This window comes from Streptomyces daqingensis (assembly GCF_014645895.1).
GTDB lineage: Bacteria > Actinomycetota > Actinomycetes > Streptomycetales > Streptomycetaceae > Streptomyces > Streptomyces daqingensis.
Genome location: NZ_BMMP01000012.1, coordinates 145,044 through 158,457, shown reverse-complemented (window position 1 = coordinate 158,457; position 13,414 = coordinate 145,044). Strand labels below are relative to the sequence as shown.

General features: G+C 71.6%; 12 protein-coding genes. 4 read left to right on the top strand and 8 right to left on the bottom strand.

Translation table 11 applies throughout. The annotated features are described in order from the left end of the window. Nucleotides 1-78: 78 nt before the first annotated feature. Nucleotides 79-1,299: a PucR family transcriptional regulator gene (locus IEY56_RS18850; protein ID WP_189038402.1), complete on the bottom strand. Its 1,221-nt coding sequence runs from the start codon at nucleotides 1,297-1,299 to the stop codon at nucleotides 79-81. A gap of 81 nt (nucleotides 1,300-1,380) precedes the next feature. Here IEY56_RS18850 and IEY56_RS18845 point away from each other — a divergent pair, with 81 nt between their 5' ends. Next, nucleotides 1,381-2,124, top strand: coding sequence for a pirin family protein (locus tag IEY56_RS18845; RefSeq protein ID WP_189038401.1), 744 nt, complete (start codon nucleotides 1,381-1,383; stop codon nucleotides 2,122-2,124). A gap of 134 nt (nucleotides 2,125-2,258) precedes the next feature. Here the strand turns inward: IEY56_RS18845 and IEY56_RS18840 are convergent, their stop codons facing one another. Then, nucleotides 2,259-3,131 (bottom strand): serine hydrolase domain-containing protein, encoded by an 873-nt coding sequence (locus IEY56_RS18840; protein ID WP_189038400.1) that lies wholly within the window; start codon nucleotides 3,129-3,131, stop codon nucleotides 2,259-2,261. Between the two features lie 81 nt (nucleotides 3,132-3,212). On the opposite strand from IEY56_RS18840, the gene IEY56_RS18835 reads away from it, so the two are divergent. Beyond that, on the top strand, nucleotides 3,213-3,689 hold the full coding sequence (locus IEY56_RS18835; RefSeq protein WP_189038399.1) for a MerR family transcriptional regulator: 477 nt from the start codon (nucleotides 3,213-3,215) through the stop codon (nucleotides 3,687-3,689). Beyond that, nucleotides 3,686-4,720 carry an aldo/keto reductase gene (locus IEY56_RS18830; protein ID WP_189038398.1) on the top strand — a complete coding sequence of 345 codons (1,035 nt, stop codon included), beginning with the start codon at nucleotides 3,686-3,688 and terminating at the stop codon, nucleotides 4,718-4,720. Before IEY56_RS18835 ends, IEY56_RS18830 begins: the two co-directional genes overlap by 4 nt. On the opposite strand, the gene IEY56_RS18825 is transcribed toward IEY56_RS18830, so the two are convergent. From IEY56_RS18825 to IEY56_RS18800, 6 genes are all read right to left on the bottom strand, one after another. Continuing rightward, nucleotides 4,698-5,906, bottom strand: coding sequence for an alpha/beta hydrolase (locus IEY56_RS18825; RefSeq protein ID WP_189038397.1), 1,209 nt, complete (start codon nucleotides 5,904-5,906; stop codon nucleotides 4,698-4,700). The two genes, IEY56_RS18830 and IEY56_RS18825, sit on opposite strands and share 23 nt — an antisense overlap. Before the next feature lie 195 nt (nucleotides 5,907-6,101). Next, entirely contained in the window at nucleotides 6,102-6,788 is a 687-nt protein-coding gene (locus tag IEY56_RS18820) for a response regulator (RefSeq protein ID WP_189038396.1), read from the bottom strand. Further along, the gene (locus IEY56_RS18815) at nucleotides 6,785-8,263 is read right to left on the bottom strand and encodes a sensor histidine kinase (RefSeq protein ID WP_189038395.1); all 1,479 of its coding nucleotides are present in this window, start codon (nucleotides 8,261-8,263) and stop codon (nucleotides 6,785-6,787) included. The genes IEY56_RS18820 and IEY56_RS18815 overlap by 4 nt, the downstream gene beginning before the upstream one ends. Nucleotides 8,264-8,448: 185 nt before the next feature. Further along, the gene (locus IEY56_RS18810; RefSeq protein ID WP_189038394.1) at nucleotides 8,449-9,357 is read right to left on the bottom strand and encodes a DUF4429 domain-containing protein; all 909 of its coding nucleotides are present in this window, start codon (nucleotides 9,355-9,357) and stop codon (nucleotides 8,449-8,451) included. A gap of 78 nt (nucleotides 9,358-9,435) precedes the next feature. Then, nucleotides 9,436-10,677: an alpha/beta hydrolase gene (locus tag IEY56_RS18805; RefSeq protein ID WP_373292126.1), complete on the bottom strand. Its 1,242-nt coding sequence runs from the start codon at nucleotides 10,675-10,677 to the stop codon at nucleotides 9,436-9,438. 158 nt (nucleotides 10,678-10,835) lie between these two features. After that, the gene (locus IEY56_RS18800) at nucleotides 10,836-11,549 is read right to left on the bottom strand and encodes a TetR/AcrR family transcriptional regulator (RefSeq protein ID WP_229712015.1); all 714 of its coding nucleotides are present in this window, start codon (nucleotides 11,547-11,549) and stop codon (nucleotides 10,836-10,838) included. Nucleotides 11,550-11,677: 128 nt separating this feature from the next. Between IEY56_RS18800 and IEY56_RS18795 the strand changes: the two genes are divergently transcribed. Then, the gene (locus IEY56_RS18795) at nucleotides 11,678-13,276 is read left to right on the top strand and encodes an MFS transporter (protein WP_373292131.1); all 1,599 of its coding nucleotides are present in this window, start codon (nucleotides 11,678-11,680) and stop codon (nucleotides 13,274-13,276) included. Nucleotides 13,277-13,414: the final 138 nt, after the last annotated feature.

The following is a 13,414-nucleotide window of genomic DNA, read 5'->3' as shown; positions in this document are numbered from 1 at the left end:
ATGGTCCGCGCCGGTACGGAGCGGTACGAAGAACACGGAGGCAAATTGTCGAGCCCCCACAAAATCCGGCGCTGGGTGCTACGGCTGGCTCTCGAAGTCGGTGAGACGCCCGAGGATCAGGGCGATACGGAGCGTGAAGGCCGAGCGCACGTCGGAGGGTGACCAGCCGGTGACGTCCGTCACACGTCGTAGCCGGTAGCGGACGGTGTTGGGGTGCACGAAGAGCATTCTGGCGGCCCCCTCGAGGCTGCTCGCCTGCTCCAGATAGACGCTCAGAGTCTCCAGGAGCGCCGAGCCCGCCTCCTCGAGCGGTCTGTAGATCTCCTCCACCAAGAGCTCACGCGCGTTGGGGTCTCCGGCCATCGCGCGCTCCGGCAGCAGATCGTCCGCGAGGACGGGGCGGGGGGCGTCCTGCCAGGCCGCGCACGCCCGCAGGCCGGCCGCCGCCGCCTGGGCGGAGCGCGTCGCGGACAGCAGGTCGGCGACGACAGGGCCGGCCACCACCGGGCCCGGCGCGAAAGGCCCGATAAGGGACTTCGCCGCGCGCAGCGGGTCGTCCGAACCGCCTGCCACGACGACCAGACGGTTGCCCAGCACACCGGTGAGGACCTGCAACTTGGCGTGGCGCGCCGCCCGTCGTATGGCCTCGACCGTCAACTCGCTGTCCCCGTCGGGTGCCGTACCGAGGACGACCGCGACGTGCTCCGGGGCGTTCCAGCCCAGGGCGGCCGCACGGGAGACCGCGCCTTCGTCGACCTCGCCGGACAGCACGGCGTTGACCACGAGCGATTCGAGCCTGGCGTCCCAGGCGCCGCGTGCCTCGGCGGCCTGCGCGTAGACCTGCGCTGTCGCGAAGGCGATCTCGCGTGCGTAGACGAGAAGGGCCTCGCGCAGCACCGACTCGTCGCCCGGGGCCGCCACCTCGTCGATGGCCGCCTCGACGACCTCGATCGTCGTGCGGACCATCTCGACGGTCTGGCGGAGCGTGATGGCCCGGGTCAGCTCGCGCGGTGCCGTGCCGAACACGTCGGTGCTGATGGCCTGCGGGGTCTCCGGGTGCCGGAACCACTCGGTGAAGGCGGCGATGCCCGCCTGGGCGACGAGCCCGATCCAGGAGCGGTTCTCCGGCGGCATCGCGCGGTACCACGGCAGCTGCTCGTCCATGCGTGTGATCGCGTTGGCGGCGAGCTTGCCGGAGGACTGTTCGAGGCGCCGCAGCGTCGCGCTGTGCGGGTGCTCGGACGGTTCCGGACGGTCGTCGTTCGGCGGGTTCGCGGAGGGATCTGTCGATTCGGGCACGAAGCCAAGCCTGCCTCATCGGCCGGGGGGCGTGGGGCCGGGGGCGCTGGTGCGCAGCACGGAGGCGTCTACCGTGGGTCCATGCTTCACGTGTGGCGGGCGGAGGACCGGTATCGGGGCGGCGACGCGGAAGCGGGGATCGACACCCGGCACGCGTTCTCCTTCTCGGGCTTCTACGACCCGGACAACGTCGGCTTCGGGCAGCTGGTCGCCTGCAACGAGGAACGGCTCGCACCGGGGGCGGGGTTCGGCGAACACCCGCACAGGGACGTCGAGATCGTCACGTGGGTCGTCGAAGGGGAGCTGGAGCACCGGGACTCCACGGGCAGGACCTCGCTCGTGCGGGCCGGGGACGTCCAGCGGCTGGGCGCGGGCAGCGGCGTCCGGCACACCGAGCGCAACGCGGGGGAGGGGCCGCTGCGCTTCGTGCAGATGTGGCTCGTGCCCGGGACCGCCGGTCACGGCGGTGACTCCGAGGAGGACGGCGGCCGCGGGGTGTCCGGACGTGGGGAGTACGAGCCGGAGTACGAAGTGGTGCACGGCATCGCGGACGGGACTCCCTTCGCGGTGCCGCGTACGGAGGCGGTGCTGCATGTACGGCGGCTGGCGGAAGGCGAGCGCACGGCCGTCCCCGAGGCGGCCTGGGTGTACCTCCACGTCGTACGCGGGACAGCGGAGGTGACGGGCGCGGGTGCGGGGCCGTACAGGCTCGGCGAGAGTGACGCCGCGCGTATCACCGACGCCCGTGATCTGGAAGCGCGGGGCGCGGGCGGCCCCGTCGAACTGCTGATGTGGGAGATGCACGCGGAACCCGGCTACGGGTGACCGCGGAACGCACCCGCCTCGCGCAGTGCGACGTTCGCCTGACCTGACCTGACCTGACCTGACCTGACGCGCCGTGCCTCTGTCGTGGCCCTGCCGTGTCTCTGCCGTGCGCTCGCCTTCGAACGTGCCGGTCGTCAGCCGTCGCGCTGTTCGCGCAGTTCGGCGAGCACTGCGTCGGTGAACTGCGGCCAGGCGTCCACGGCCCACTGTCCGAAGTCCCGGTCGGTGAGTGCGACGCACGCCGCGTCCGCCTCAGGGTCGGCCCACAGGAACGTGCCCGACTGCCCGAAGTGGCCGAAAGTACGGGGCGAGGACGAAGACCCCGTCCAGTGGGGGGACTTGCCGTCCCTGATCTCGAACCCCAGCCCCCAGTCGTTGGGCGACTGGTTCCCGTAGCCCGGCAGTACGCCCTTGAGCCCGGGGAAGGCCACCGTGGTCGCGTCCTGGAGGGTCTGCGGCGAGAGCAGCCGGGGCGAGAGCAGTTCGGAGGCGAAGCGAGCGAGGTCGCCGACCGTGGAGACGGCGTCCTTGGCGGGGGAGCCGGGCAGCTCCGTCGAGGTCATGCCCAGCGGTTCCAGGACGGCCTCGTGCAGGTACTGCGGGAAGGGGATCTCGGTGACCTTGGCGAGGTGGTCGCCCAGCGCTTCGAAGCCCGCGTTGGAGTAGAGGCGGCGGGTGCCCGGTTCGGCCATCGGGCGGTCCTCGTCGAAGGCGAGGCCGGACGTGTGCGCGAGCAGGTGCCGGACGGTCGAACCGGTTGGGCCCGCCGAATCGTCGAGTTCCACCGCGCCTTCCTCGACGGCGATCAGAGCGGCGTAGGCGGCGAGCGGCTTGGTGACGGAAGCGAGCGCGAACCGGTGGTCCACCGGCCCGTGGCTGCCGGTGATCACCGGCTGAGCCGTGCCGCCGGCCGTTTCTCCGGCGCCTCCGGAGCCCGCCGCCCGGGCGACGACAGCGGCCGCAGCGGTCGGTACGGGCCAGTTCTCGATCATCCGCAGGCTGTTCATGGCTCCCGAGCGTAACGCGAGCGGGCTCGGCGGAAATTACCGCTTGCCTGGAGTGCGCTCGAAGTCCGTAGCGTTCAATGCATGACTGTGACGGAGACGGATGCAGCGGACGTAGCAGCCGAACCGGACGTGTGCGCTTCCGTGGAAGCGCCCCGCATCCGGCCCGGGGGACAGACGCACTACACCATCAGCGAGGTCGCGGCGGCCTGCGGCCTGAGCGCCCACACCCTGCGGTGGTACGAGCGGATCGGACTGATGCCGCACGTCGACCGGTCGCACACGGGGCAGCGCCGGTTCACCGACAGGGACCTCGAATGGCTCGGTCTGGTGGCCAAGCTGCGCCTCACGGGGATGCCCGTCGCGGACATGGTCAGGTACGCGGAGCTCGTCCGTGAGGGCGAGCACACCTTCCCGGACCGGCACGCGCTGCTCGTCGCCACACGTGAGGACGTGAGGCGCCGGATCGCGGAGCTCCGGGAGACCCTCGCGGTGCTGGACTACAAGATCGACATGTATGCGGCACTGCGCCCGCCGGAGAACACTGAGAGGACCGCATGACCACGGACTCGCAAGACAACGGCAGGATCGGCACGGTACGGCTCGGAGCCCAGGGCCCGGAGACCGGCGTCCAGGGCCTGGGATGCATGGGCATGAGCTTCGCGTACGGGCCCACGGACGCCGGCGAGGCACGGGCCACGCTGGAGCGCGCCCTGGAGCTGGGCGTCACCCTGTACGACACGGCGGACCTCTACGGAGCCGGTGAGAACGAGAAGTTCATCTCGCCGTTCGTACGCGCGCACCGCGACGAGATCACGCTGGCCACCAAGTTCGCCATCAGCCTGGACCCGTCCGACCCGGCGAAGCGTTCCATCCGCAACGACCGCCCGTACATCCGGCAGTGCGTGGAGGCGAGCCTGCGCCGGCTCGGTGTCGAGGAGATCGACCTCTACTACATGCACCGCCGCGACGTCGAGGTTCCCCTCGAGGAGAGCGTCGGCGCGATGGCCGAACTGGTGGCGGAGGGCAAGGTCCGGCACCTCGGGCTGAGCGAGGTGACCGCCGGCGAACTGCGGGAGGCCCAGACAGTCCACCCCATCGCGGCCGTCCAGTCGGAGTGGTCGTTGTTCAGCCGGGACGTCGAGAACGGTGTCGTCGACGCCGCGCGTGAACTGGGCGTCGCGTTCGTGCCGTACTCGCCTCTGGGCCGCGGATTCCTTACCGGCGCCTTCGCCGACGCCGAGAAGGATCTGACCGGCGACGACTTCAGGCGGCAGCAGCCCCGTTTCACCGGTGAGAACGCGACAGCCAACGCGGCGCTGCTCGATCCGGTGCGCCAGGTCGCCGACGCGCATGGTGCGACGCTCGGACAGATCGCCCTGGCGTGGGTGCACCAGCAGGCACGGTTGCGGGAGGGTCTGACGGTCGTACCGATCCCGGGGACCCGCAAGCGGCACCGGGTGGAGGAGAACGCTGCCGCCACGCGCATCGAACTGTCCGCGGACGATATGGCGCTGCTGGAGCCCATCGCGGGACAGGTGGCGGGCGACCGTTACGCAGACATGTCGTTCACCTCAGCCGGGCGGCAGTGACGGCTTTCGCACACTCCCGCGATCCGTCCGCACAGTGCACGCGGTCGTACGAACCGAGCGTGATCGCGGCGAAGTTGGCGCCCGAGTCGGTGCCGGGCTCCAGGTAGCCCGCGTGGCCCTCCGCCCGGTCGGAGGAGACCACGCGGGCGCCGAAGCCGTCGCCGGCCGGGTCGGTGCCGTGGCCGAGGCCGAACAGCCGGACGTTCGGGATCCGGGCGATCCAGTCGGCAGCGTCGCGGGCCGACCAGACAGGTACGCGGGTGCCGAGTCCCGCGGCCGACGCCGCGTGCATGCCGGGGGAGCCGAACGCGACCAGGTTCGAGGCGTCCTTCCTGGTCAGATGTGCCGCAGCCTTGCCGCACACGACGGATCCGTAACTGTGGCAGAACAGCGAGGGCGCGGGCGCGCCCGTGCGGGAGAGGCCGTGCAGGAAGCGTTCCAGACGGGGTGCGCCCGCCTCGGCCAGGCGCCCTGTAGCCGCATCCGGCCCCAGCCCGACAGGAGTCGTGTAGCCGACCCAGGCGATGACGGCCGTACGCGTGCCGGGGGCCGCTTCGTGCATCTGTGACCGCAGGGAGGCCGCCATGCCGGCGGGGGTGCCGTAGCGGTTGGCGCCCCTGCTGTCGAAGGTCCGCAGGTCGATGTCGGAGCCCGGCACGATCACGGCAGTGCGTTCGGCTGTCGCGAGGTCCCCGTAGACCTCGGCGACCTGACCCCGTCCCCGCGGATCGAAGGCGAGGATCTGCCTGTCGGAGGCGAGGAGCCGCGTGTAGCGCGCGGCCTTATGCCGGGCGTGCGCGTGAGCCTGCGGCGTGAGCGCCGGGTCGGTCGAACGGGCATGCTGGCGTACTGCTTCCTTCCGCAGCGCGCGGCGGTTGGCCGCGTAGCGCAGTGCGACCGGTGCGCCGTCGAGATTCCCCACGACGAGCGGGTGCCGCCGGGCGAGAGCCCGTCGCTCTACAGGGTCGATACCGGAGAAGAACGACGCGATCTGTCCGGGCCCCGCGCCGGCGGGGTCGGGCAGCGGACGGCCGAGCGTACCGACGTCCGCCCGCCAGCCGGCCGTCCCCGGCGGCGGCCCGGTGACAGCGCTCTGCTGCGACCCCGCTGCCCATCCGGCCGTGGCCGCCACGACGGTGCTCACGAGTGCGGCGGCGGTCAGGGCCCTCTTCAGGCGGCGCTTCATCGCGGTTCTCCCTCCGGCGGCGGCCGGAGGACCCGGCGGCTCGGTGGGAGCAGACTCGGGCGGCGGGCTGCGGCTCTGCGTCACACCCGGGAGCCAACTCGCGGGCAGTACCGGGGTATCGGGCAGCAGCACGAGCCCTCCCGGAGGAGGAGGGCGAACCCTTATGCCCCTGGACCCCGCAGAACGGTATGAAGATCAGCTCTCACCCGGGGAGACGAGCCCGGACTCGTAGGCGAAGATCACCGCCTGGGCGCGGTCCCGCAGACGCAGCTTGGTGAAGATGCGGCTCACGTGCGTCTTCACGGTCTGTTCGGCGAGGACGAGCGTGCCTGCGATCTCACTGTTGGAACGGCCCCGTGCGACCAGCTCCAGGACCTCCCTCTCCCGGTCGGTCAGTCCGTTCAACTGCAGGGACCGGGACGCGGCCTGGGGAGCCGGCCGCTGACGTGCGAAGTCGGCGATCAGCCTCCGGGTCACGGACGGCGCCAGCAGCGCCTCTCCGTCCGCCACGACCCGTACGGCGGCGATGAGATCGGCCGGCGGGGCGTCCTTGAGGAGGAACCCGCTGGCACCGGTGCGCAGTGCCTCGTAGACGTAGTCGTCGACGTCGAACGTGGTCAGCATCAGCACCTTCGGGCGGTGGTCCGTGCCGGCCTCCGTACCGGGGTTCAGCAGCCTCCTGGCCGCCTCGAGCCCGTCCATCTCCGGCATGCGGACGTCCATGAGCACCACGTCGGGGTGCGTACGGCCGCACAGTTCGACGCCCTGCGCACCGTCCGCGGCCTCGCCCACCACGTCGATGTCGGACTGCGCGGAGAGCAGGGCGGCGAAGCCCGCCCGCACCATGGCCTGGTCGTCGACGATGATCACGCGGGTGGTCATGAGGCTGGGGAGTCCTTCCCGGTCAGTGGCGTCGGCGGCACGGGGAGCCCGGCGGCCACGCGGAAGCCGCCGTCGGGGAGCGGACCGACGTCGAGGGTGCCGCCGACGAGCCGTACGCGCTCGCGCATGCCGACGAGCCCGTGGCCTGTGCCGGCCGCCTCCAGGGGCGGACCGGCGGGCCGGCGCGGCCGGCCGTTGACGACGAGCACGGTCAGCGTGGCCACAGGTCCGACGGCTTCGTCCCAGCCGCCCTCCCGGTCCCCGTCTCCGTGGAGGACCTCTCCCGCGTCCCCGCCCCGGTCGCTCTCCCCGCCCCCCGTCCCGTCCGCCGCGGCACCCCGTACGAAGACGTGCGCTGTCGCACCCGGCGCGTGGCGGACGACGTTGGCGAGCGCCTCCTGCACGATGCGGTACGCGGACAGTTGCACGGCCTGCGGCAGACCGGACAACCCCGGTGCCACCGACAGTTCGGTCGGCACACCCGCCCGTACTGTCGCCTCGACCAGCTGACCGAGGCGGTCGAGCCCCGGCTGGGGCGCGCGCTCGCCGTTGCTCTCCTCGCTGCGCAGCACGCCCAGCAGACGGCGCATCTCCGACAGCGATTCGCGTGCAGTGGCCGCTATCGAGTCGAACTCCTCCCGCGCTTCGGGTGGCAGACCGCTCAGCCTGTAGGGCGCGCTGTCCGCCTGCACGGTGATGACGGACATGTGGTGGGCGACGACGTCGTGCAGCTCGCGGGCGATGCGCGCCCGCTCCTCCAGCAGCGTGCGGCGGCCCCGTTCCGCTTCGCTGATCGTCTCCTGCTCGGCGAGGCGCCGCTGCGCGTCGGCCCGCTCACGAAAGGCGGCGCCCAGCAGCAGGATGACGCCGCTGAGGACGGTGAGCAGGACGTCGGTGCCGTCACCGCGGTCCGGCGCGAGGGATCCGAGAGTGAACGACAGCACGAGCGTGACTGCCCAGACGGCGATCAGGGTGTTGCGGCGCTCGCGCAGCGCCAGTGCCAGGCACAACACCAGATAGCCGACGATCACTGTGGCCGGCCAGGGCCAGGAGCTGCGGGCGGGCGGGGCGAACAGCAGGAGCAGTGCGCCGGCGGTGTCGGCGCTGATCACGATCCACCACGCCTGCAGGGGGCGGTGCACCGCCAGGAGCAGCGGTCCGGCCTGCGCGAAGGCCAGGGACGTCGCCACCGCGCCCGGCAGCCCGTAGTCCTGGGAGAGGACCGTCGTCGTGATCGGGACCAGCGCGACGACCAGCGCCGCGAGGAGCAGATGCACCAGGCGTCGTGTGCGCACGCCGGATCGGAGTGCGGGGGGCGAACCCCACGGGTGTGCGGGTGTCGTCAGTGCGGCGGTGAAGGCGCGCAGCCCGCGCAGCACCGTCTCCGCGGCCCGGGACGGCTGCCGGCCGGAGGCCTCGCGGAACGGTTCAGCGGCCGGCTCGGCGGCCGGCGGATCAGGCGGGATGGAGGACATCGCGGGCTCAGATTAGAGGCGGGAAGCCGCCGGTACGTCATACGGCAGTACCGGATGCGCCCCCTACGGCAGTAGGGGCGCCTCGTGCCCCCCGGGGGAGCGGGTGCTCGGTCAGTGGAGCGGCGGGCTCCGGTGGCCTGACGGGCGGGTCGCCGGGGAGTCCCGGCGGGTGACCGGCTGCGGGCTCAGAGCTCGGCCAGCAGGTCGGCCTTCTTCTGGGAGAACTCGTCGTCCGTCAGCAGTCCGGCCTCGTGGAGCTCACCGAGATGCCGGATGCGTTCGGCGATGTCCGCGGGGTCCGAGCGGCCCGGGTGGGCGCTGCGCGCGTTGTGGCCCGGCGCCGCCGAAGCCGGCGCGGAGACGGGAACCGGTGAGCTCTCCGGGGCCGCCGCCCGTACGGCCTCGAGCACCGACGCGGCGAACGGCAGCGACTCGTGCACGAGCCCGTAGCCGATGCCGAAGACCACCGAGGCAGGGTCCCTGTCGGGTTCGCCGGCGTCCGGCGCCCGCCCCTCACGCGGCAGCAGGCGCAGGTGGCCGCCCGCGATCTCGGGGGACCGCCACTCGACGCCCTCCAGGTCACCGACCGGGAAACTCTGGTCTCCCGCCTTCCACTTGGTGGACGACGCTCCCGTCCAGAACCAGCGGAAGAAGACCGTCTTCCCGTCGAAGGACGCCTTGCCGTCGAAGGCCTTGAAGCTCTGCGGCGGCATCGGAGCCGCGACCAGGTGGTGCTCGGCGGGCTTGCCCGCGTCCCCGTTCAGGACCGCGCGCAGCTCGGTCGCGTAGTAGTCCGCGAGCGTCTCGCGTTCGGCGGGCAGCACCAGCCGGTACGGGTCGCATCCGTCCTTGAGCTGTCCGGCCGCTGCCTCCAGCAGCGGATCGGCGCCTTCGCGGGGCTCGGCACGCAGCACGACCGTGCCGCGCTTGCCACCTGGCGTGAGCTCGACATGACTCAGCGCCTCGTACGGGATGCGGCGCTCCCCCAGCACATGGAAGAGCTTCGGCGTGCGGATCCCCCGTTCGAAGCGGATGAGCACGGAGTCCGAATCGAACTCCCAGGTGGAGTGTATTCCAGCCAGTACGTCACCCATGCGGCCCATCGTATGCGTGAGCTGCCGCCACGTCCCCCTCCTCAGCGCTACGCGCGTAATTCCCTGCTGCGGCAGGGATCAGGCGGTCACTCCGAGGCAGCCGGGGTCGCTCGTGGCGCAGCTGACCGCCTCGTACGAACCTGTCGCGATGTCGGCGAAGTTGTCCAGGCTGTCGGTGCCCGGCACGTAGTAGCCGGTGTGCCCGACCGCGTCGGCCGCGGAGAGCCTGCGCGCCCCGAACGAGGGGGCGACCGGGTCGGCGCCGTGACCGAGGCCGCCGACCTCCATGTGCGGTACGTCGGCGATCCAGTCGTCCTTGTCGCGTACGGCCCAGACGCGGGCACGGGTGCCGAGCTCGCCGGCGTGGTCGACGCGCATGCCGGGACTTCCCGACGCGGTGATGTCGGTGACCCGGGGCGGAAGGTCCCCGGCGGCCTCCCCGCACACCACCGAGCCGTAGCTGTGGCAGAACAGGGCGACCCGGGAGCCGGGCAGTCCGTCGACGAACCTGTCGAGCCTCTCCGCACCGTCCTCGGCCAGATGGCCGGAGGCGGCCTCTACGCCCAGACCGGTGGGCGCGGTGTAGTCGGCCCAGGCGATCGTCGCCGTCGGGACGTGCGGTGCGGCCGTCCGCTGCCGCTCCTGCAGCGCGCGGGCCATGCCGGCCGGCGCCGAGTACGGCTCGCCGGACTTCTCGAAGGACAGCAGGTCGGTGTCGACGCCCGGGACGACGACCGAGACCCGCCTCGCCCGCTCGAGATCGCCGAACACCTCGGCCGCCCGGCCGCTTCCGGTCGGGTCGAACGCGATGACCCGGCGTTCGGGACGCAGCAGGGACTCGAAGCGGTGCAGACGCCGCTTGGCCGTGAGGCGTCCCTGATCGGTGAGCCGCACGTCGGAGACGCGTTCACGCTCGACGTCGCGCGACTTCGCGAGCGCGTTGCGGTTCGCCTGATAGCGCAGTTTCACGGGGGCGCCCCCGAGGTTGCCCACCACGAGGGGGTAGCGGTCTGCGAGGCGGTCCTTCTGCGCGGTGCTGAGCGACCGGAAGAAGCGGTTCAAGGAGGTCGGCGCGGCGTCGGGATCCGGCAGCTGCCGCCCGGCGATGCTCCCCTTCTCCCAGGCCAACAGGGCTGCCGCGTACGGGCCGGGGGTGCCGTCGTGCTCGCGGATCGCCGTCCAGCCGGTGGTCGCGAGGAGGACGAGCACCACCATGAGTGCCAGTGCCCCGCGCCAGAAGTTGGCGCCCGGCGACCCTGCGGGCGGCAATCCGATGCCGTGCCCGGACAGGGGGTTGCTGAAGGCGGAGAAGGAAGTCACTGGGCGACAACCCTAGGAGACACTGCCGAGTCCTCGTGCGCGCCGTGAGTCATCTCACGTTTCGCCACGCCTGATCGGGTCAGTCCGAGACCGCCATGAGGCCGCGCTGCTCCGCGGCGGCGACGAGCTGCCGGATCGCGGCCGCGACGGGCTTCCCGTCAGTTGGAGGGCGCGGTCTCCGGAGGCGTACGAGGCGTGGAGGCGGAGGGCAGTTGGGAGTGCGCGCCGGCGCCCGAGGTGTGCGCTCCGGGCGTCCCCCAGTCCTGACCGAGAGCCGGGCCGAGCTGGTCCACGTACGTCTCGACCTTCTGCCGGGCGGCCCGCACAGTGGTGTCCCCTCCCGAGCCCCAGCAGCGGCTGGCCGCCCTCATCACACCGGAGAACGCCGCGACCAGGACGCGCGGCCGCGGGTCCCCCTCCAGATCCACGCCCTCGCGCCGGGCGATCTCCGCGGCGAGCCGCTCCTCCATCTCCATGGAATGGCGCAGGTGGACGGCGACGAGCGAGGGCGTCGTCTCGATGATCTGCCACATCTGCATGTGCAGCGGCAGGGGGACGATCTCCTCGATCGCCTCGCCGATGCTCTCCCACGTCTCGTCGAGCGTGCTGCGCAGCACCTGTACGGGCGAGCCGCCGGGCGGGCGGCGGCGCACCGCCTCCAGGTAGCGCTCCGAGACGAGCGTCTGCAGTGCGAACGCCACCTCTTCCTTGCTCGCGAAGTACCGGAAGAAGGTCCGCTGGGAGACGTCCACGGCGGCGACGATCTCGTCGACTGTCGTCGCCTCGTACCCCTGCTCGACGAAGAGCTCGTGGGCGGCGCGGATCAGGGAGTCCCGGGTTCGCTGCTTCTTGCGCTCGCGCAGTCCCGTCACGCTTGCCACCTCCCAGTGGTGTGCTGCGCACGAATCGTGTGAGCAGTCCGACATGTAGCGACGAATGTTTTCGTTTGTCAATTGTCAGCGACTGTCACTAACCTCGCGCCATGAGCTCACAGATCAGCATGGACAAGGGCCAGGCCGAGCCGCCCCGTCCTCAGGGCACGGCCATATCCGGCACCGGTCCGGGCCTTCGCGGCCATCCGTGGCTGACTCTCGTCACCGTGGCGATCGGGATCACCATGGTCGCCCTCGACGGGACGATCGTCGCGATCGCCAACCCTGCCATCCAGCAGGACCTCCAGGCATCACTCGCCGATGTCCAGTGGATCACCAACGGATATCTTCTCGCCCTCGCCGTCGCGCTGATCACGGCGGGCAAGCTCGGCGACCGGTTCGGTCACCGGCAGACCTTCCTCGTCGGCGTCGTCGGCTTCGCGGCCTCCTCCGGCGCCATCGGACTCGGCGGCAGCGTCTCCCTGGTCGTCGCCTTCCGGGTGCTCCAGGGGCTGTTCGGCGCGCTGCTGATGCCCGCCGCGCTCGGGCTGCTGCGCGCGACCTTCCCCGCGGAGAAGCTCAACGCGGCCATCGGCATCTGGGGAGCGGTCATCGGTGCCTCTACGGCGGCGGGGCCCATCGTGGGCGGTCTGCTGGTCGAGCACGTCAGCTGGGAGTCGGTGTTCTTCATCAACATCCCGGTCGGGCTCCTCGCCGTGGTGATGGGCGTGTTGATCCTCCGCGATCACCGCGCCGAGAACGCGCCGCGCTCCTTCGACTTCCCCGGCATCGTCCTGCTGTCCGTCGCGATGTTCTGCCTCATCTGGGCGCTCATCAAGGCCCCCGAGTGGGGCTGGGGCGACACCGCGACCCTCGGCTTCCTCGCGGGCGCCCTCGTCACGTTCCTCGTCTTCGGCGTCTGGGAGTCCAAGGCGAACGAGCCGCTGCTGCCGCTGAGCATGTTCCGCTCGGTCCCGCTGACGGCCGGCACCGTGCTGATGGTGCTCATGGCCTTCGGCTTCATGGGCGGCATCTTCTTCGTCACCTTCTACCTGCAGAACGTCCACGGCATGTCGCCGGTCGACAGCGGCGTCCGGCTGCTGCCCCTCACCGCGATGATGATCGTCGCCTCGCCGCTGGCCGGCACCGTGATCTCCAAGATCGGACCGCGAGGACCGCTGGTCACGGCCATGATCATCGCCGCGATCGCGATGTTCGGCCTCTCCTCGCTGGAGACGGACAGCAGCTTCGCGGTCACCTCGTTCTGGTTCGCCCTTCTGGGCCTCGGTTTGGCCCCGGTGATGGTCGGTGCGACGGAGGTCATCGTCGGCAACGCGCCGCTCGAGCACGCAGGTGTCGCCGGCGGACTCCAGCAGGCCGCCATGCAGGTCGGCGGCAGCCTCGGCACGGCGGTCCTCGGCGTCGTCATGGCCTCCCGCGTGGACACCGTGCTCCCCGAGAACTGGGCGGACGCCAAGCTGCCGCCGCTCGCGCCCGCGCAGGAGGACCAGCTCAAGAGCGCGGCCGAGGTCGGCGTCGTACCGCCGTCCCCGGAGGGGACGCCCGAGCAGATCGCCGCAGCGGTCAAGGGCGTCGTCCACGACTCCTTCATGTCCGGCATGGCGCTCGCCTTCACGTGCGCCGGCATCGTCGCCGTACTCGCCGCGGGCGTCGCCTTCTTCACCAAGCGGGGGTCGGCGGACGCGGGCCCCTCGGTGCACGTGTGAGGCGCGTGGCGGCTCGCTGACGTCCGGCGCGGCACCGCGGGGGCGGCCGACGACGCCGACGGAGAGCCCGGCGGAGACGGCAGCGGCCGTCCCGGCTGACAGGGCGGAACAGCCACGCTGTTCCGCCCTGTTGGCGTG

Excerpts from the sequence above, each read along its gene's own strand:
- IEY56_RS18845 (WP_189038401.1), top strand. The coding sequence starts at position 1,381 with ATGCTTCACGTGTGGCGGGCGGAGGACCGGTATCGGGGCGGCGACGCG.
- IEY56_RS18840 (WP_189038400.1), bottom strand. The coding sequence starts at position 3,131 with ATGAACAGCCTGCGGATGATCGAGAACTGGCCCGTACCGACCGCTGCG.
- IEY56_RS18835 (WP_189038399.1), top strand. The coding sequence starts at position 3,213 with ATGACTGTGACGGAGACGGATGCAGCGGACGTAGCAGCCGAACCGGAC.
- IEY56_RS18830 (WP_189038398.1), top strand. The coding sequence starts at position 3,686 with ATGACCACGGACTCGCAAGACAACGGCAGGATCGGCACGGTACGGCTC.
- IEY56_RS18825 (WP_189038397.1), bottom strand. The coding sequence starts at position 5,906 with ATGAAGCGCCGCCTGAAGAGGGCCCTGACCGCCGCCGCACTCGTGAGC.
- IEY56_RS18820 (WP_189038396.1), bottom strand. The coding sequence starts at position 6,788 with ATGACCACCCGCGTGATCATCGTCGACGACCAGGCCATGGTGCGGGCG.
- IEY56_RS18815 (WP_189038395.1), bottom strand. The coding sequence starts at position 8,263 with ATGTCCTCCATCCCGCCTGATCCGCCGGCCGCCGAGCCGGCCGCTGAA.
- IEY56_RS18810 (WP_189038394.1), bottom strand. The coding sequence starts at position 9,357 with ATGGGTGACGTACTGGCTGGAATACACTCCACCTGGGAGTTCGATTCG.
- IEY56_RS18795 (WP_373292131.1), top strand. The coding sequence starts at position 11,678 with ATGGACAAGGGCCAGGCCGAGCCGCCCCGTCCTCAGGGCACGGCCATA.